Here is an 18,494-nt window from a genome sequence, read left to right as displayed (position 1 = left end):
TTCCTAGTCTTCGTCCCGGCGCTGCACCAGGCGCCAGTTGATGATGGAGAAGAGGACGACGACGAGGAAGATGCCCCACGCCACGGCGGCGCCGTAGCCGAAGTCGTTGTTGTCGAAGGTCTGCTGGAAGAAGTAGAGGACCATCGTCTGCCCGGCGTGGCCGGGACCGCCCGAGAAGGTGGAGTCGTTGGCGGTGGTCTGCAGCAGCACCTGCGGTTCGGAGAAGCTCTGCAGGCCGGTGACGGTGGAGACGACGAGCACGAACAGCAGCACCGGCCGCATCAGCGGCAGCGTGACCCGGAAGAAGGTCTGCACGGGACCGGCGCCGTCCATGCGCGCTGCCTCGTACAGCTCGGTCGGGATCGTCTGGAGCCCGGCGAGGAAGATGATCGCGTTGTAGCCGGTCCACTGCCAGGTCATCAGGGTGGCGATGGCGACCTTGATGCCCCAGGGGGTGTTCAGCCACGCCACCTGGTCGACTCCGACCGCGTGCAACAGGGCGTTGACCAGGCCGAAGTTGGTGGAGAACACCGAGCCGAAGATGATCGCGACGGCGACGACGGAGGTCACGTTCGGCAGGAAGAACGCGAAGCGGTAGAGGTTCTTGAAGCGGACCGCCGAGTTGAGCATCACGGCCGTGACCATCGCCAGGAAGATCATGGGGAAGGTGGCCAGCGCCCAGATGATGATCGTGTTGCCGATCGCGTTCCAGAAGTCGCTGTCGGCCAGCAGGTACTTGTACTGCGCGAGGCCCGCCCACTCCATCGAGCCGAGCCCGTCCCAGCGGTGGAAGGACAGGTAGAGCGAGAAGCCGACCGGGATCAGCCCGAAGGCGAGGAAGAGCAGGTAGAAGGGGGAGATCGCGGCGTACAGCCGCCAGTACTTCAGGATGCCCTTGCGGGGCCGCGCCGCCGGGGGTTCGGCGACGGTCAGCGGGGGCTTCTCCAGCGCGGGGGCGGTGGCCATCAGAAGCTCACCCCCAGGTGCTGGGCGATACGACGGCATTTGCTCATGGCGTCTTTCCAGGCCTGGTCGGGATCCTTGCCGAGGACGCCGACGTTCTTGATCTCGTCCTTGACGGGCTGCCCGAGGGCGATGTCGTACGGGCTGTTGTAGGCGACCGGGATCTTCTGCGCGGCGGGCCCGAAGACGTCCATCGTGTTCTGGCCGCCGAAGAACGGGTCGGGCTCCTGGAGCTTCTTCATGCCGTACGACGCCGGGGTGGACGGGAAGAGTCCCGCGTCCACGAAGCCCTGGGCCTGGTTGGCGGGGTTCAGCAGCCAGGTGATGATCTCGAAGGCCTTCTCGGGCTCCCGGCACGCCTTGGTGATCGCCAGGAAGGAGCCGCCGATGTTGGAGGGGCCGCCGGGACAGTTCGCCACGCGCCACCTGCCCTTGGTCTTCGGGACGCCGAGCTTGAGGTCGCTGGTGGACCAGGAGGCGTTGAGGTTGCTGGGCAGCTTGCCGTTCTCCTGGGCCGACAGCGCGTCCGGCGTACCGCTGACGATGCTCGACACGATCGCGCGCCGCTTGGCCTCCACGGCCAGGGCCCAGGCGGCCTTGATGTGCTCCTGGTCGCCGATGAAGTGCCGGTCCTTGTCGACGTACTGCTTGGTGCCCTGGTTGACCGACATGGTGAAGACGCTGGTGATGTCGGTCAGCAGGTAGGTGCCGGGAATCCGCTTCTTCAACTGCACACCGGCGGCGAAGAACTTCTCCCAGGTGTCGATCTCCCGCGAGACGTCGGCGGGTTCGGACGGCAGGCCGGCCTTCTCGAAGACGGCGGGCTGGTAGTAGTGCGCGACCGGGCCGCAGTCGATGGGGAAGCCGACCATCGTGCCGTCGTCCGCGATGCCCTGGTCCCATTTCCACGACAGGTACTGGCTCTTGTACTTCTCCGCGCCGAGTGTCCGCAGGTCCACGAACTGGTCCGCGTTGGGCAGGTAGGACGCCATGTCCTCGCCCTTGAGGCCCGCGATGTCGGGAAGGTGGGCGCGGCCGGCCATGGTGGTGATCAGCTTGGACCGGTAGTAGCCGCCGATCTGGATGGCCTGGAGGTCGACCGTGCTGCCGTAGCGGCTCCTGGCCTGCTTGACGACCGTGTCGCTCAGGCCGCCGCTCCAGTACCACAGGACCATGTTCCGGCCGGTCGAGCCGGTCGGAACGGCGCAGCCGGACGCCAGGCCGCCGAGCGCCGTGGCGGCCGTACCGGCCAGGCCCGCGCGCAGCAGGCCTCTTCGTGAGAGCCGCACAGCTCCCACCGCCTTTCGGATCTTTGTGTCTGAGGGGTGCGGATCATTGGGGAGTGACGGGGGCACCGTGGGTGGGCGGGCCCGGGTTCGCCGGGATGCGGTCGGCGAGGAAGCCGTACGCGCGGCGCAGCTCGGGGTCGTCGAGGGCGCGCCACCACCGGTCGACGCCGTACCAGCCGGGCGCGGCGAGCGCGCCGCTGTGGCGTTGCACGGAGAGGCTCGCGGCGAGGACCGCGAAGCGCAGCCGCTCCTGAAGCGGCCAGCCGCCGAGCGAGGCGGCGACGAAGCTCGCGCCGAAGACGTCGCCGGCGCCCGTCGCGTCCAGGACCTCGACGTCGAGGGCGGGCACGTCGGCGTACTCGCCCGTCGTCTGGTCCACCGCGACGGCCCCGTCACCGCCGCGGGTGATCACGGCGACCGGCACGAGTTCGGTGAGCGTGCCGAGCGCGGCGAGCGCGCTGTCGGTGCGGGTGTAGGCCATCGCCTCGGCCTCGTTGGGGAGGAAGGCATGGCACAGGGAGAGCTGGTCGAGGAGGTCGCGGGACCACTGCTGGGTGGGGTCCCAGCCGACGTCGGCGTAGATCTGTGTGCCGTTCGCGGCGGCCTTGCCGAGCCAGCCGCGCGGCTCCGCCTCCAGGTGTACGAGGGCGGTGCGGGCCTCGGGCGGGTCGCCCATCAGCGCGTCCTGCGAGTACGGGGGCTCCTGGCCGTGGGTGACGAGGGCCCGGTCGTGGTTGTAGGCGAGGGAGACGGTGACGGGGGTGTGCCAGCCGTCCGCGGTGCGGGAGAGCGAGAGATCGACCGATTCCTGGTCGGCGAGGACGCCACGGCAGTACGCGCCGTAGTAGTCGTCGCCGAAGACCGTGGCGAGGGAGGTCCTGAGGCCGAAGCGGGCCGCGGCCACCGCCAGGTTGGCGATGCCGCCGGGGCTGCTGCCCATGCCCTCGGTCCAGATCTCCTCGCCGGGCGTCGGGGGCTTCCCCAGGCCCGTGAGGACGAGGTCGTAGAAGAGCAGCCCGGTCAGCAGCACGTCGGGCCGGTCGTGGTCCACGGGTGCGTCCTCTCGTTCCGGTCGTCGCAGGGAGCTCGTCCCGTTCGGGAGAGTCCGTTCCGTTCTGGAGAGCTCGTCAAAACTCTTCATTTCGGTGACCGGAATCGTGCGCCGCTCCGCGAGATTGGTCAATACCTGAGCAGAATTGAGCATAGAAATGATTGAAGATGACGAGTAGTGTTCACGCCGTGCTGGCAGAACGACGACATCAACTCATCCTGCGGGCCCTGCGCTCCGGGGGCCCCGCGGCCGTGACCGATCTCTCCGAGCGACTGGGCGTGAGCCCCGCCACGGTCAGACGTGACCTGGTCAAACTCGAGGAGGACGGGCTGCTCACCCGGGTGCACGGCGGCGCCGTCGCCGACGAGGGCGACCAGCCCTTCGCCGAGGTCGCCGAGGTACGGGTGTCCGAGAAGGACGTCATAGCCGCGCACGCCGCGGCGATGATCGAGGACGGCCAGTCGGTGCTGCTCGACATCGGCACCACCGCCTACCGCCTGGCCCGGCAGTTGCACGGCCGGCGCATCACCGTGATCACCAGCAACCTGGTGGTCTACGAGGAACTCGCGGACGACGAGGGCATCGACCTGGTGCTGCTCGGCGGCATGGTCCGCCGCGAGTACCGCTCCCTGGTCGGCTTCCTCACCGAGGACAACCTCCGCCAGCTGCACGCCGACTGGCTCTTCCTGGGTACCAGTGGAGTACGGCCCGGCGGTCAGGTGATGGACACGACGGTCGTCGAGGTGCCGGTCAAGCGGGCCATGATCAAGGCGAGCGACCGGGTGGTCCTGCTCGCAGACGCCGCCAAGTTCCCGGGCACCGGGATGGCGAAGGTCTGCGGGCCCGAGGACCTGGACGTGGTGGTGACGAACGCGCCGGTGAACGCGGCGACGCGGGCCTCCCTGGAGGAGGCGGGCGTCGACGTGGTCGTGGCAGGAGAGGCAGGAGCAGCGTGAAGCTGACGATTCTGGGCGGCGGCGGATTCCGTGTGCCGCTCGTGTACGGGGCGCTCCTCGGGGACCGCGCCGAGGGCCGCGTCACCCATGTCGTGCTGCACGACCTGGACGCGGAGCGGCTGTCGGCCGTGACCCGGGTGCTGGCCGAGCAGGCTGCGCAGGTGCCCGACGCGCCCGAGGTGACCGCCACCACCGACCTCGACGAGGCGCTGCGCGGGGCCGACTTCGTGTTCTCCGCGATCCGCGTCGGCGGCCTGGAGGGCCGCGCGAACGACGAGCGGGTCGCGCTCGCGCAGGGCGTCCTCGGCCAGGAGACGGTCGGCGCGGGCGGCATCGCGTACGGCCTGCGCACCGTGCCCGTCGCCGTCGACATCGCCCGGCGGGTGGCCCGGCTCGCCCCCGACGCGTGGGTCATCAACTTCACCAACCCGGCCGGGCTGGTCACCGAGGCCATGTCCCGCCACCTCGCGGGCCGCGTCATCGGCATCTGCGACTCGCCGGTCGGCCTCGGCCGTCGTATCGCCCGGGTGCTGGGCGCGAACCCGCGCGAGGCCTTCATCGACTACGTCGGCCTCAACCACCTCGGCTGGGTGCGCGGCCTGCGCGTCGCCGGCCGGGACGAGCTCCCGCGCCTGCTCGCCGACACCGAGCTGCTCGGCTCCTTCGAGGAGGGCAAGCTCTTCGGCCCCGACTGGCTCCAGTCCCTCGGCGCCGTCCCGAACGAGTACCTGCACTACTACTACTTCAACCGTGAGACCGTCCGCGCCTACAGCCAGGCCGAGAAGACCCGAGGCGCCTTCCTGCGCGACCAGCAGGCCGGTTTCTACGAGGAGATGAAGCGGCCCGAGGCCTCCGCCCTGACCGCCTGGGACCGCACCCGCGCCGAGCGCGAGGCGACCTACATGTCCGAGAACCGCGAAAGCGCGGGCGCCGGCGAGCGGGAGGCCGACGATCTTTCCGGCGGCTACGAGAAGGTGGCGCTCGCCCTGATGCGGGCCATCGCCCGCGACGAGCGCACCACGCTGATCCTCAACGTGCGCAACCAGGGCACGCTGTCCGTCCTGGACGCGGACGCCGTCATCGAGGTGCCGTGCCTGGTCGACGCCAACGGCGCGCACCCGGTCGCCGTCGCCCCGCTGCCCGACCACGCGACCGGGCTGGTCTGCGCGGTGAAGGCGGTCGAGCGCGAGGTGCTGGCCGCGGCGGAGTCCGGCTCCCGTGCGACCGCCGTGAAGGCCTTCGCGCTGCACCCGCTCGTCGACTCCGTGAACGTGGCCCGTCGGCTGGTCGAGGGCTACACCGAGGTCCATCCCGGCCTCGCGTATCTTGGGTAACCCCTCGCCGGAAAGCGCTTTCCCTCTCTTTCTTCTGGAGAACCGCCATGCACGACGAACGCCGCCGGATCGAGGAGCGCGCCGAGCGCATCCACAACCAGCGCATCAAGCCCGCGATCCACGCGGCATCCGTCCCCTTCACGGTCGAGGCCTGGCAGGCGCCGGGGGAGCCGGTTCCCTTCGAGGAGGCCGCGGCCGCCGCGTACGAGCCCTTCGCCATGGACACCCCCTGGGGCCCGCCCTGGGGCACGACCTGGTTCCGGATGCGTGGCCAGGTGCCCGCCGAGTGGGCCGGCAGGCGCGTCGAGGCAGTCATCGACCTCGGCTTCGTGGGCGACTGGCCCGGCAACCAGGCCGAGGCGCTGGTCCACCGCACGGACGGGACGCCGCTGAAGGCGGTCAACCCGCTCAACCAGTACGTGGCGATCGCCAACCCGGCGACGGGCGGCGAGACGATCGACTACCTGGTCGAGGCGGCCTCCAACCCCGACATCCTCGCCAATGACTTCGCGGGCCCCACCCCGCTCGGCGACGTCCTCACCGCCGGCGACAAGCCCCTCTACACCTTCAGGCGTGCCGACATCGCCGTCCTCGACGAGGAGGTCTTCCACCTCGACCTCGACATCCAGGTGCTGCGCGAGCTGATGCTGGAGCTCGGCGAGCACGAGCCGCGCCGCCACGAGATCATGCACACCCTGGACCGCGCCCTGGACGTCCTCGACCTGGACGACATCTCCGGATCGGCCGCGGACGTGCGGGCGGTGCTGAAGCCGGCGCTGTCGAAGCCCGCGCACGCGAGCGCTCATGTGCTCTCCGGCGTCGGCCACGCGCACATCGACTCCGCCTGGCTGTGGCCGATCCGCGAGACCAAGCGCAAGACGTCCCGCACCTTCTCCAACGTCACCTCGCTCGCCGACGAGTACGACGACTTCATCTTCGCCTGCTCGCAGGCACAGCAGTACGAGTGGGTGCGCGACAACTACCCGAAGGTGTGGGCCCGCATCCAGGAGTCCGTGAAGAAGGGCCAGTGGGCGCCGGTCGGCGGCATGTGGGTGGAGGCCGACGGCAACCTGCCCGGCGGCGAGGCGCTCGCCCGCCAACTGGTGCACGGCAAGCGGTTCTTCATGGACCACTTCGGCATCGAGACCAAGGGCGTCTGGCTGCCGGACTCCTTCGGCTACAACGCGGCCTACCCGCAGCTCGCCAAGCTCGCCGGCAACGAGTGGTTCCTGACCCAGAAGCTGTCCTGGAACCAGACCAACAAGCTGCCGCACCACACCTTCTGGTGGGAGGGCATCGACGGCACCCGCATCTTCACGCACTTCCCGCCGATCGACACCTACAACGCCCGCTTCAGCGGCGAGGAGATGTCCCGCACCGTCCGCAACTACGCCGACAAGGGCCGCGGTACGCGCTCGCTGGCGCCGTTCGGCTGGGGCGACGGCGGTGGCGGCCCCACCCGCGAGATCATGGAACGGGCGCGCAGGCTCGCCGACCTGGAGGGCTCGCCCAAGGTCGTCGTCGAGCACCCCGACACGTTCTTCGCCGCCGCCCGCGAGGAGTACCCGGACGCCCCGGTCTGGGTCGGCGAGCTCTACCTGGAGCTGCACCGCGCCACCTACACCTCCCAGGCCCGCACCAAGCAGGGCAACCGGCGCAGCGAACACAAGCTGCGCGAGGCCGAGTTGTGGGCGACGACGGCCGCACTGCACGCGCCGGGCTACGCCTACCCGTACGAGAAGCTCGACCGCCTCTGGAAGACGGTCCTGCTCCACCAGTTCCACGACATCCTGCCGGGGTCGTCCATCGCCTGGGTGCACCGCGAGGCGGAGGCCGAATACGCGCGCGTGGCCGAGGAGTTGGAGGTGCTGACGGCCGAGGCGGTCGGCGCGCTCGGCGGCGGCGGGGCGCGGGTCTTCAACACGAGCCCGTTCGACCGGGCCGAGGTGGTCCGCACGGCGGCCGGTGACCCCGCGTACGTGGAGGTCCCGGCGAACGGCAGCGCGGCTCTCGAAGGCGCCCAGCCCTCCCGGCCCGTGACGGTCTCCGGTCGCGTCCTCGACAACGGGCTGGTCCGCGTCGAGGTGGCCGAGGACGGCACCCTGGCTTCCGTCCGGGACCTCGTCGCAGGCCGCGAAGTCCTCGCCGACAAGGGCAACCTGCTCCGCCTCCACACGGACCTGCCCAACTACTGGGACGCCTGGGACATCGACAAGCACTACAGGAACCGCTACACGGACCTGCTGGACCCCGAGTCGGTCACGGTGGTCGAGGACGGTCCGCTGCTCGGTGCCCTGAAGGTGGAGCGGGCCTTCGGCAAGGGATCCCGCATCACGCAGACGATCACCGTCCGCGCCGGCAGCCCCCGCATCGACATCGAGACCGACATCGACTGGCACGAGGCCGAGAAGATCGTCAAGGCGTACTTCCCGGTCGACATCCGGGCGCCCCACTCCTCCGCCGAGATCCAGTTCGGCCACGTCCAGCGCCCCACCCACACCAACACCAGCTGGGAGGCCGCCCGCTTCGAGGTCTACAGCCACCGCTGGGTGCACATCGGCGAACCGGGCTACGGCGTCGCGGTCATCAACGACTCGACGTACGGCCACGATGTCACCCGCACGGTCCGCGAGGACGGCGGTACGACGACCACCGTCGGCCTCAGCCTGGTCCGCGCCCCGCGCGTCCCCGACCCCGAGGCCGACCAGGGCAGGCACCGCTTCACCTACGCCCTGCTGCCGGGCGCGACCATCGAGGACGCGGTCGCCGAGGGCTACGCCCTCAACCTGCCCCTGCGGGTCGCGGACGCGGCGGGCGCCGCTCGGCCGGTCGTCTCCGTGGACGGCGACGGGGTCACCGTGGAGGCCGTCAAGCTCGCCGACGACGGCTCCGGCGACGTGGTGGTGCGGTTGTACGAGTGCCGCGGCGGCCGCGCCAGTGGTGTGCTGCGCACCGGCTTCCCGCTTGCCGACGCACACATCACCGATCTGCTGGAGCGCCCCCTGGCGCCGGTGGACGCCGATGGGGACACGGTGGCCGTGTCGCTGAGGCCGTTCGAGGTGCAGACGCTGCGGCTGGCCGTGGGCAAGTAGGGCTCTCAGCGGGAAGGCAGGTGACGGCGGACCGCGTGGAGCGGTCCGCCGTCACTGTGTGCCCGACCCGGCGGTGGGGTGGCCGGGACGGGAGAGGGTCAGCCCGTGAACCCGGCTGTGGTGGACGTGAACTGCCAGTTGCTCTGGCTGATGCCGGAGCAGTTGCTCACCACGCCGCCGCCCGGGCAGGGCCGGTCACGGTTGACCGACCAGAACGCGAGCCGCGCGATGTGGTGCGAGTTGGACCAGTCGCGGATCTGGGTCCAGATCGCCGGAGTGGTGTTCTCCTGCTGGTCGGACAGGCCGTTCATGCCGGAGATGCCGATGTGGGAGTACGCGGTGGCGTCGTCCCAGCCGAAGGTCGACTTGAGCTTGGTCTTCAGGCCCTCGGCGGCGTTCACCGTGTTGCCGTACATGTCGGAGCCGCCGCCGAAGTCGAACGGCATGATCGTGAAGACGTCGATGCCCGCGTTGAGGGACTGCGCCTGCTCGATGAGACGGTTGCCGTAGTAGGTCGGGCCGGTCGTCGAGGTGCCGAAGGTGACGATCGTCTTCAGGCCGGGGTTGTTGGCCTTGACGGTCTTCAGGGCGGTGAGGATCTTGGCCTGGACGGCCTCGTTCTCGAACTCGTCCGAGTTCTCGATGTCCATGTCGATCGCCTTGAGACCGTAGGCGTCGATCACCTTCTGCAGCGCACCTGCCAGCGCGCTCGCCGACGAGCAGTTGGCGCCGAGCTTGCTGCCCTGCCAGCCGCCGAAGGACGGGACGATGTCACCGCCCGCGGAACGGATCTGGTTGATGGCGGTCTGGTCGACGCCGCCGGTCAGCGGCCTGCTGCCGTCCCAGGCGGGGGTGCAGCCGCCGGAGTCCAGCACGAACGCCATCGTGAACCACTTGATGCCGGTCGCGCTCATCACCGTGGTCGGGTTCGGGGGGTCGCCCCAGCCCTCGTAGAGGTACGGCGCCGCCTGCTTGAAGCCGGTGCCGCCGCCACCGCCCGCGCTCGTCGTGACGCTCACGGAGTTGGAGGCCGGCGAGGTGTTCCCGGCTGCGTCCCGCGCCTTCACGGTGAACGTGTAGGCCGTGCTCGCCGACAGCCCGCTGACCGTGGCGCTCGTGCCGGAGACGCTGAGCACCTGGTTGGAGCCGCTGTAGATGTCGTACGCCGTGACGCCGACGTTGTCGCTCGACGCGCCCCACGACAGGGACACGCTGGAGGAGGTCTTGCCGGTGGAGGTGAGGTTCGTCGGCGTGGTCGGCGCCTGGGTGTCCGAGCCACCGCCACCGCCCGGACCGTCCAGGCTGATGTCGTCGGCGTAGTAGGTGCCCTGCGCGTACCAGCCGTGCACATAGATCTTGGCGCTGGTCTGCGAGGCACCGGTGGTGAAGGACACCTGGAGCTGGCTGTACGCCGACGGTGACGTGGTCCACGTCGAGGCACCGCCGTCCACGCCCAGGTAGACGTAGCTGCCGCGCACCCAGCCCGACAGGCTGTAGGTGGTGTTCGGCTGGACCGACACGGTCTGGCTGCACTGCGCGTTGTCACTCGAACTCACCGCCCCCGCAAGGGCCTTGGAGCCGGAGTGCGCCGGGCTGGAGACAACGGAGCCCAGGTTGCCCGTACAGGTCCAGGGGGAGAGACTGCCCGACTCGAAGCCGGGATTGGACAGGATGTTGGCCGCCTGGGCCGTACCGGGCAGGGCCACCGCCCCGGTGAATGCCAGGGCGGCGGTGCCGAGCAGAGCGAGGAAGCGACGTCTGGAACGTCTGAGATGTGTGATGCGCACGCGATCTCCCTGGAGAAATGGGGGTGTTCGGGAGTGCCGAAGAGTGCGCAACCAAGTTGGTATGGACCAATCGCGCTGTCAAGATGCTGTGCGTCGATTGGTCCAGACCGGTGTGAAGTGGTGAGGGTGGGCCGGGTCAGGCCGGAGCGCCCGCCTCCGCGGTGGACGCGCCGACGGAGTTCGCGGTCGGGAGGCCGACCGGCGCGGTGGCCTGCGCCGGCAGCGCGGGCAGCGGCACGGCGGACGCGTCCTGCAGCGTGTCGGCGGTCTCCTCCGCGCGCTGCCGGGGAAGCGACACGGCCCGGAGCGGACGCAGGCCCGAGACCACCGTGTAGTCCGTGCCCAGGAACGGCGGAACCACCTCGCCCGGGTCCTCGCCGAGCGCCAACTGCACAGCGGCCCAAGGGGCGTTGACGCCACAGAGGGACAGCTGGTGCAGCCCGCCGGCCGGACGGGTGTTGACGTCCATGAGCACCGGCTCGTCGCCCAGCATCCGGAACTGGATGTTGGACAGATAGTGCAGCCCGAACGTCTCCGCGAGCTGCCGCGCCGGCTTGATCCACTGCTCGTGGAGCGAGAAGCCGCGCCGGCGGCCGTTCTTGGTGCGGGCGATCGCCATCCGGATCCGGTCGTCGGGCCCGGTCAGGCAGTCCACCGACACCTCCGGCTGCTCCAGGCGCGGCATCACCAGCCAGTCGACGGGCTCCTCGGCGTCCCGCACCGCCTGCGCGGCCAGATCCAACGGCACGTACGGGCTCGGGAATCCGTTGAGGTGGGACAGCGAGAAGGGGGCGCGCGTGATGATGCGGAAGCCCACCCCGCCCGCACCCGACGCCGGCTTGAAGCACGCCTTGTACTCGCCGGCCTCCAACTCCTCGACCGCGGCCAGCAGTTCGTCCTCGGTCGTCACCCGCCACCACGGCGGCACCGGGATGCCGACCTTCTGCACCGCCTCGTAGGCCGTCACCTTGTCCTCGAAGGCGTCGATCGCCTCGGCCGGCGGCGCGAGCAGCGCCGTACCGACCGCCTCGAACTCGACGCGGTGCGCAGCGATCGCCGCCTGGTGCAGCCGGGGCACGAACACGTCGATGCCGCGGCGCGCGCACTGGTCGAGCGCGAACTCGACGTAGGCGGCCGGGGACAGGCCCTCGGGCTCCAGGTCGGCGGTGTCCGCGGCGGCCAGGACGGGGGAGTCGGCGTCACCGTGCGTGGCATGGATCTCGACCGCGCGATCGTGCGGATTTCTCCGCAGCTGATCCATGAAGAACACGTTCTCCGCGTACGTGCGGTTGAGCCAGACGCGTACGCGAGAGCCCATGCAAGCCACCTTTCACGGTTCGCGGGCACGGCGAAGCAGGCCGTGCCCGGCCAGGGGAGAGGGAGGTACACATGACCGCCGTACGCGGCAAGCGTCCGTGGCGGGTGTGTAGGGGCGATCATAGGCCCTCCGCGACCCCCGCACGGCTACGCGCGTGTTACGGAATCTGCGTCCCTCTGTTCAAGGGACGCGCGGACCTCGTGTGCGAGGGACATACGGATCTCGTGTTCATGTGCCCGAGATCGCTCTTGTCCCTCCCCGGGGCCATGTGTTCTTGTGTTCTTGTTGTTCCCAGTCGGGTTCGCGGAGGTGGCGAGAGTGCAGTCGACGGCCGGCGGCCCGGGGAACCTGCTGGCGATCAGCGACCTGCACATCGGATACGCCGAGAACCGCGCTCTCGTCGAGAAGATGCGCCCCGAGTCCGACGACGACTGGCTTCTGGTGGCCGGTGACGTCGCGGAGACCGTCGCCGACATCCGCTGGGCCCTCGGCAGGCTCGCCGAGCGCTTCCGCAAGGTGATCTGGGCGCCCGGGAACCACGAGCTGTGGACCCACCCGCGCGACGAGGTGCAGCTGCGCGGCGTCGAGCGCTACGAGCATCTCGTGGGCGTCTGCCGGGAGTTGGGCGTGACCACCCCCGAGGACCCCTACCCCCGCTGGGACGGACCGGGCGGACCCGCCGTCGTCGCACCGCTCTTCCTGCTCTACGACTACTCGTTCCTGCCCCCGGGCTGCGCGACCAAGGACGAGGGGCTGGCCTACGCCCGCTCGACCGGGATCGTCTGCACCGACGAGACCCTGCTGCACCCCGACCCCTACCCGAGCCTGGACGCCTGGTGCCGGGCCCGCGTCGCCGAGACCGAACGCCGGCTCGCCGAGCTGCCGGACGACCTGCCCACGGTCCTGGTCGGCCACTACCCGCTGGACCGGCACCCGACGGACATCCTGCGCTACCCCGAGTTCGCGATGTGGTGCGGCACCCGGCTGACCGCGGACTGGCACCGGCGCTTCCGTGCCGAGGTCATGGTCTACGGTCACCTTCACATCCCGCGGACCACCCGCCACGAGGGCGTCCGCTTCGAAGAGGTCTCGGTGGGCTACCCCCGTGAATGGCGGGTCCGCCCGGGGCCCCCGGGGGTGCTGCGCCGCATACTGCCGATGGAGGTCAAAGCCGATGATGGCGGAACTGCTTCCGGAGTCGGTCGTGACCGTGGAGGCCTTCGGTGACACCTGGCCCGAGGGCGCGACGCTGTATCCCGAGGAGGAGGCGCTCGTCGCACGGGCCGTGGAGAAGCGGCGCCGCGAGTTCACCACCGTGCGCGTCTGCGCCCGGGCCGCCATGGAGAAGCTCGGCGTAGCCCCGGGGCCCATCCTGCGCGGCGCGTTCGGAGCGCCGCGCTGGCCCGCCGGACTGATCGGCAGCATGACGCACTGCCAGGGCTACGGCGCCGCGGCGCTGGCCCGCGCCGGTGACCTGGCGTCGATCGGCATCGACGCCGAACAGCACGAGAGGCTCCCGGAGGAGGGCCTCGGCGCCGTCGTCCTCGCCACGGAGGTCGAGCGGCTGGCCGGCCTGGCCGCCGAACACCCCTCCGTGCACTGGGAACGCGTGCTGTTCAGCGCCAAGGAGTCCGTCTACAAGGCGTGGTTCCCCCTCACCGGACAGTGGCTGGACTTCTCCGAGGCGGACATCGAGATCTTCACCGACCGCGCTTCCGGAGCCCGTCCCGGCGCCGGGGACGAGGTCCGCTCCGGCCACTTCCGCGCCGAACTCCTCGTCCCCGGACCGCTGGTGGGCGGAGCGCGGGTCGGCTCCTTCGATGGCCGCTGGGCCGTACAGGGGAGCCTGCTGGCGACGGTCGTGACCGTGCCCCATGCCTGATGGTGCCTCAGGGCGTCGGGCACCAGGTGTGGAGCAGGCGGAAGAACGCTTCCTCGTTGCCCGCGAGACCGGCCGCCGCGAGGGCCTGCTCCGCCTCGGCCAGGGCACCGGGCGGCACCATGGGTGGTCGGCGGCCGTCCGGTGGGCCGTCGAAGGCGGCGCGGACGGTCCCCAGGAGGCGCAGGTAGGCCTGCACGGCGGCGCGCTCGTGGTCGGTCAGTACGGCGGTCGGCATCGGACGGCTCTCCCCTGGTCGGCTTCATGCTGCGCTTCATGCGATTCGCGAGGTGTCCGCGGTACCCATGACGGATGCGCCCCCGCACAGCGGTGACGCATATCCAGCTTGCCTGCCGGCACTGACAATCCCGTTCCGGGCCGTGCAGGTTCGCCCGCTTAGCGGAGGCGAAACATCACGGAAATCCCTTGTGGGACAGGGGCCCTAGGCTGGACAAGGGAGTTGGTGGCCGCCCGCGGGCGGCCCGGGAATCGGGAGGTGGGGCCATGGTCGACGCATCGCATCGGCGTCCGCGGCTGCGCTCGGTGGGCGACGGGGAGCTGAGTTTGCGCTACCGCGTCGTGCACGGATACCGCAGGGCCTACCGCATGGCGGGGGAGGGGCCCGCCCTGGTCCTCATCCACGGCATCGGGGACTCCTCGGCGACCTGGGCGGATCTGATCCCCGACCTCGCGCGCACCCACACCGTGATCGCCCCCGATCTGCTCGGCCACGGCGCCTCCGACAAGCCGCGCGCCGACTATTCGGTGGCCGCGTACGCGAACGGGGTGCGCGATCTGCTCACCACGCTCGGCATCGAGTCCGCCACGCTGGTCGGGCACTCGCTCGGCGGCGGCGTCGCGATGCAGTTCGCCTACCAGTTCCCCGAGCGCACCGAGCGGCTGATCCTGGTCAGTGCGGGGGGTGTGGGAGGAGAGGTGAACCCGGTGCTGCGGGCCGTGTCGCTGCCGGGCGCGCATCTCATGCTCTCCACCCTCCAACTGCCGGGCATGCGGATCCAGGTCGGCCTGTTCTTACGGCTGATGAGGATGCTCGACACCGATCTCGGTCTGGACGCGCCGGAACTCCTGAACCTGGTGGACGCCCTGCCCGACACGACCTCGCGCAGCGCCTTCATCCGCACCCTGCGCGCCGTGGTCGACTGGCGCGGCCAGGCGGTCACCATGCTCGACCGCTGTTATCTCACCGAGGGCATGCCCACGATGCTGCTCTGGGGCGACCGGGACAGCGTGGTGCCGGTCCGGCACGCCTACGGGGCGCACGAGGCGATGCCGGGCAGCCGCCTGGAGATCTTCGAGGGCGCCGGCCACTTCCCCTTCCACAGCGACCCCGCGCGCTTCCTCGCCCTGGTCGAGGAGTTCACCCGCACCACCTCCCCCGCCGACTGGAGCCGCGAACACTGGCGGGACCTCCTCTGCGAAGGCCGCCCCGGCACCTCCGCGGGCCGGCCCGACACCGCGCAGAACCGCGCGGTGGAACGGGACCTGCGGGAGGCGAGCGAACGCAGCGCCACGTGAGCGGGGACGGGGCCGCGCTGCGACGGGCGGCGCCCGCCACAACGGCCCGGCGGCGGCCACCCGACCGCCGCCCGGCACACGTCCGCTAGGGAGAAGGACACCCTCGTGCCTCCGTGCCCGAGATCTCCGGGGCGTCGAGGACCGTCTTGAGTTCCTCGTCGGTCAGGGGTGGTTCGGTGAGTCGGGGGCGGCGGGGGCCGCGCAGGACCGCGAGCAGGATGGCGGGTTTGATCAAGGTGGCGACCGGCTTCGACAGGGTGACCACGTCGAAGAACGCCTTGGCGACGAGCGGGCGGCCGGTCGCGGTGAGCATCAGGCGGTTGACGTAGCGGCCCAGGAGCTTGTTCATGAGGCCCGGCTGCTTGCCGATGGCACCCGGGTAGAGGATGTCCGTGCTGGTGGCGAACTCCCAGGCGGTCGCCACGGGCCGCGCCACCGCCCGCTGCACCCGCCGCGCCAGCCCGGGCGCCGCGGGCCCGTACTCCGCCACGTGTTCACGCAGCGCCACCGCTCCCTGCGCGGCGACCGAGAGACCGTGGCCGTAGACGGGGTTGTACGTGGCGACCGAGTCGCCGATCGCGACGAAGCCCTCGGGCCAGTCCTTCACCTTCTCGAAGAAGCGCCGCCGGTTGACTGTGCTGCGGGTGATGACGACGTCTGACAGCGGTTCCGCACGGGCGATCAGCTCCCCCACCACGGGATGTCTGACCCCGCGTGCGAACGCCTCGAACTCGTCGACGGAGTCCGACGGCTGGCCGCCTCGCGTGCCTGACAGGGTGACCAGCCAGCGCCCGCCCTCTATGGGCACGATGGTCGCGCTCTGGCCCGGCACCGGTTCCGACGGGTCCGACTGCACGTTGACCACTGGGAAGTCCTCTGTGCCCGGCAGCGCGCGGAAGACCCGGCTGGCGTACGCGAGTCCGGAGTCGACCTCCTCCATCGGTGCCTGTGGGACGCCCAGTGCGTCGAACCAGGTGGAGGCCCGGGAACCGCGTCCAGAGGCGTCCACCACGAGATCGGCCGGCAGAACGCGCTCCGTGCCCTCAGGCGTTCGCACACGCACGGCCGTCACCCGCGAGGCATCGCCTTCCAGGCCGAGGAGCTCCGTGTTTTCGAGGACGTCCATCTGCCCTTGCTTGGAGACCTGTTGACGGATGGCCGAGTCAAGCAGGTCACGGCTGCACGAGATCATGAACTGCATCTCGGGCCAGCGCCGGATCCAGCCCCGCGCCGACAGGGATACAAGACCTGTCGGGAGCGCGATCCGCCGGGCGCCGGCAGCAAGCCAGGCGGCGGTCACCCCAGGCAGCAGGTCTTCCATCGCGGCGGCGCCGCCGGACCAGAGGAGGTGGGCGTGGCGGGCCTGCGGGAGGCACTTGCGCGGCTCGGGCCCCTCGGGCAAGGTGTCACGCTCGACGACGGTGACGTCGGTGTACGCCTGCAGGGCGGCGGCGGCCAACATGCCGGCCATCCCTCCACCGATGACGACGGCCCGACGGGAAGCCGCACCTCTGGAGGCGCTAGTGGGGCTGCTCATGGAAGTCGCTCTCTGACCTGGTCGGAGCCTGCTCTCGGGCGGCCGCGACGACGGGTGACTGACGCAGGGCGATGGACATCCGCACGAGGTCGCGCGGGCCCGTAGTGGACGGGTCGGCGGTGGGCTCCGCCGAGTTGATGACCCTGCCCTCCGGGTCGGACTCCTTGGCCCGTACCGCCGCCGTCACCATCGCGGCGTCGGCCTCGGCCTGCGCCTGGGCGGGGTCGGAGCCCGCCGCCAGGGCCGCCTCGTGGGCGCGTGAGCGCACCCTGGGGTCGAAGTAGGGGTACAGGTTGAGCATGCCGTCGTGGATGTCCGACTCCCGTTGGGTCACCTGCAGTTCGGCGGGTGACCACCAGGCGATCTGCACCGTTCGGATTCGGTGCGCCGACACGGACCTCAACTCGCGCCACAGTGGCCCGAGCCGACGGTACGTCGACCAGGTACTCCAACTGTCTCCGATGCGCTGGCAGGCCAGCGGAAGACAGAAGCCGACTGCGCTGACCTGGGCCCCGACTGAGGCCAGCACGGGCGCCACATAGGTGCTCAGATAGTCCAGATCCCCGCCGTTCCAGCGGGCGACCACGGCGATGAACTTGGTGGCCGAATAGGGGATGTTGAACATAAAGCCGAACGCGATGATCAGAAGTCCGGTCCGCAGCCAGCCGTGCACCTGGAGTGCCCAGCGCCAGCACATGACGTTCATCGCGACACCCGCCACGGTGAGCGACACGAGATACAGAATGATCATCTCGCGGATGAAGGGTGTGTTGGCGTAGTAGGTGTCGAGGTCCCGCAGATGCTCGACCGGGGCGTCGCCGAGTACAAACAGCAGGACCAGGGCGACGCTCACCGCACCGTATCCGGTGATCCAGCGGCGCGAGATGCGCCGCGTCACGTCTGGCGGCCCGCCGCGCCAGTTGACGATCAGTACCAGACAGGAGGCGCTGAACGCGCTCAGCAGACAGTAGACGAGCGGCGCCGAGACGTTCGGGATGCCGGTGACGTGGTTGACCGCAGCGATCGTCGGCGGGGCGGCGAATGCGAACACCAGCCCTGCCAGTGCGAGCAGTACGCATACGGACCGCATCAGTGGGTCTCGCCAGGAGCGGATGAGCGCGGGCGCCTTGAAGGCGAGCGCGATCCCCATCGCGACTGCCGGTATGTAGTAACTGGACCCGTCCATGGCGTCGTCGGCTAGCCCTGCGGCCCGCGATAGCCCAGTGACGCCTCGATGCGGCCGGCGAGGTCGTCGCGTCGTACGGGACCGCGCAGTGAGGAACCGGCAAGCCACGTACGGCACTTGCTGGCGAGCAGCAGGCCGAAGCTCTCGGCGTCCTTCTCGTCGGTGAGGTCGAACCGGGTGCGGGCGGCCACCTTGAGGACCGTCGCCTGAAGGTCGGCGTCGTCGCTGAGCAGGCGGGCCGCGACGGCCGCGCCCTCGACGTGGTGGCTGCAGTGCCCGGCCTTCATGTGCCACAGCTCGTGGCCGAGGATCACCAACTGGTGGTCGGGGGCGGTGCGTTCCTCGATGACGACGAGGTCCTGGTCGGCCATGTCGAGCCACAGCCCGCTGGCCGTGCCGGGTGGGAAGACCGCCGTACGGTACTGGACGGGACGGCCGCGGCGTCTGCTCATGGCGTCGCACAGGGCGCCGTACAGGTCGCCCGGCTCCGCGGGTGCGGGGAGCTCCAGCTCCGCGACCAACTCGCCGCACAGGCGGCGCATTTCCCTTCCGATGCCCACAGTTCT

General features: G+C 70.3%; 15 protein-coding genes. 6 read left to right on the top strand and 9 right to left on the bottom strand.

Going from position 1 to position 18,494, the window contains the following annotated elements; translation table 11 throughout:
- Positions 1 to 3 precede the first annotated feature (3 nt).
- Genes AB5J56_RS08710 through AB5J56_RS08700 form a run of 3 tightly spaced genes read right to left on the bottom strand, consistent with a single transcriptional unit; the run spans position 4 to position 3,303 of the window.
- Positions 4 to 966, bottom strand: coding sequence for a carbohydrate ABC transporter permease (locus AB5J56_RS08710; protein WP_369231686.1), 963 nt, complete (start codon positions 964 to 966; stop codon positions 4 to 6).
- Positions 966 to 2,252, bottom strand: a complete 1,287-nt coding sequence (locus tag AB5J56_RS08705; RefSeq protein WP_369231684.1) for an extracellular solute-binding protein — start codon at positions 2,250 to 2,252, stop codon at positions 966 to 968. The genes AB5J56_RS08710 and AB5J56_RS08705 overlap by 1 nt, the downstream gene beginning before the upstream one ends.
- A 43-nt stretch (positions 2,253 to 2,295) precedes the next feature.
- Positions 2,296 to 3,303, bottom strand: a complete 1,008-nt coding sequence (locus AB5J56_RS08700) for a carbohydrate kinase family protein (protein WP_369231682.1) — start codon at positions 3,301 to 3,303, stop codon at positions 2,296 to 2,298.
- A 188-nt stretch (positions 3,304 to 3,491) separates the two neighbouring features.
- Between AB5J56_RS08700 and AB5J56_RS08695 the strand changes: the two genes are divergently transcribed.
- Genes AB5J56_RS08695 through AB5J56_RS08685 form a run of 3 tightly spaced genes read left to right on the top strand, consistent with a single transcriptional unit; the run spans position 3,492 to position 8,685 of the window.
- Positions 3,492 to 4,259 carry a DeoR/GlpR family DNA-binding transcription regulator gene (locus tag AB5J56_RS08695; RefSeq protein ID WP_369242445.1) on the top strand — a complete coding sequence of 256 codons (768 nt, stop codon included), beginning with the start codon at positions 3,492 to 3,494 and terminating at the stop codon, positions 4,257 to 4,259.
- Positions 4,256 to 5,593, top strand: a complete 1,338-nt coding sequence (locus AB5J56_RS08690) for a 6-phospho-beta-glucosidase (protein WP_369231680.1) — start codon at positions 4,256 to 4,258, stop codon at positions 5,591 to 5,593. Before AB5J56_RS08695 ends, AB5J56_RS08690 begins: the two co-directional genes overlap by 4 nt.
- A 47-nt stretch (positions 5,594 to 5,640) precedes the next feature.
- A complete protein-coding gene (locus tag AB5J56_RS08685; RefSeq protein WP_369231678.1) occupies positions 5,641 to 8,685 on the top strand; it encodes an alpha-mannosidase in 3,045 nt (1,014 codons plus the stop codon).
- Positions 8,686 to 8,783: 98 nt separating this feature from the next.
- Here AB5J56_RS08685 and AB5J56_RS08680 read toward each other — a convergent pair whose 3' ends face one another.
- Together AB5J56_RS08680 and AB5J56_RS08675 are read right to left on the bottom strand one after the other, a co-directional pair.
- On the bottom strand, positions 8,784 to 10,472 hold the full coding sequence (locus AB5J56_RS08680) for a carbohydrate binding domain-containing protein (RefSeq protein ID WP_369231676.1): 1,689 nt from the start codon (positions 10,470 to 10,472) through the stop codon (positions 8,784 to 8,786).
- A gap of 136 nt (positions 10,473 to 10,608) precedes the next feature.
- Entirely contained in the window at positions 10,609 to 11,790 is a 1,182-nt protein-coding gene (locus AB5J56_RS08675; RefSeq protein ID WP_369231674.1) for an ATP-grasp domain-containing protein, read from the bottom strand.
- A 318-nt stretch (positions 11,791 to 12,108) separates the two neighbouring features.
- On the opposite strand from AB5J56_RS08675, the gene AB5J56_RS08670 reads away from it, so the two are divergent.
- Positions 12,109 to 13,017 carry a metallophosphoesterase gene (locus AB5J56_RS08670; protein WP_369231673.1) on the top strand — a complete coding sequence of 303 codons (909 nt, stop codon included), beginning with the start codon at positions 12,109 to 12,111 and terminating at the stop codon, positions 13,015 to 13,017.
- Entirely contained in the window at positions 12,965 to 13,672 is a 708-nt protein-coding gene (locus AB5J56_RS08665) for a 4'-phosphopantetheinyl transferase (RefSeq protein ID WP_369231671.1), read from the top strand. Before AB5J56_RS08670 ends, AB5J56_RS08665 begins: the two co-directional genes overlap by 53 nt.
- A 7-nt stretch (positions 13,673 to 13,679) precedes the next feature.
- On the opposite strand, the gene AB5J56_RS08660 is transcribed toward AB5J56_RS08665, so the two are convergent.
- Positions 13,680 to 13,907, bottom strand: a complete 228-nt coding sequence (locus AB5J56_RS08660; RefSeq protein WP_369231669.1) for a hypothetical protein — start codon at positions 13,905 to 13,907, stop codon at positions 13,680 to 13,682.
- Positions 13,908 to 14,173: 266 nt separating this feature from the next.
- On the opposite strand from AB5J56_RS08660, the gene AB5J56_RS08655 reads away from it, so the two are divergent.
- Positions 14,174 to 15,205 (top strand): alpha/beta fold hydrolase, encoded by a 1,032-nt coding sequence (locus tag AB5J56_RS08655; protein WP_369231668.1) that lies wholly within the window; start codon positions 14,174 to 14,176, stop codon positions 15,203 to 15,205.
- Positions 15,206 to 15,290: 85 nt separating this feature from the next.
- On the opposite strand, the gene AB5J56_RS08650 is transcribed toward AB5J56_RS08655, so the two are convergent.
- Genes AB5J56_RS08650 through AB5J56_RS08640 form a run of 3 tightly spaced genes read right to left on the bottom strand, consistent with a single transcriptional unit; the run spans position 15,291 to position 18,470 of the window.
- A complete protein-coding gene (locus tag AB5J56_RS08650) occupies positions 15,291 to 16,742 on the bottom strand; it encodes an NAD(P)/FAD-dependent oxidoreductase (protein WP_369231666.1) in 1,452 nt (483 codons plus the stop codon).
- Positions 16,726 to 17,928 (bottom strand): MAB_1171c family putative transporter, encoded by a 1,203-nt coding sequence (locus AB5J56_RS08645; RefSeq protein ID WP_369231664.1) that lies wholly within the window; start codon positions 17,926 to 17,928, stop codon positions 16,726 to 16,728. Before AB5J56_RS08645 ends, AB5J56_RS08650 begins: the two co-directional genes overlap by 17 nt.
- An 11-nt stretch (positions 17,929 to 17,939) precedes the next feature.
- Positions 17,940 to 18,470 (bottom strand): toxin-antitoxin system, toxin component, encoded by a 531-nt coding sequence (locus AB5J56_RS08640; protein WP_369242443.1) that lies wholly within the window; start codon positions 18,468 to 18,470, stop codon positions 17,940 to 17,942.
- Between the last annotated feature and the right edge of the window lie 24 nt (positions 18,471 to 18,494).

Origin of the sequence: Streptomyces sp. R21 (genome assembly GCF_041051975.1) — a bacterium.
GTDB lineage: Bacteria > Actinomycetota > Actinomycetes > Streptomycetales > Streptomycetaceae > Streptomyces.
Note: the sequence above shows the minus strand (reverse complement) of the source record. Positions and strands in the feature narration are given on the sequence as shown.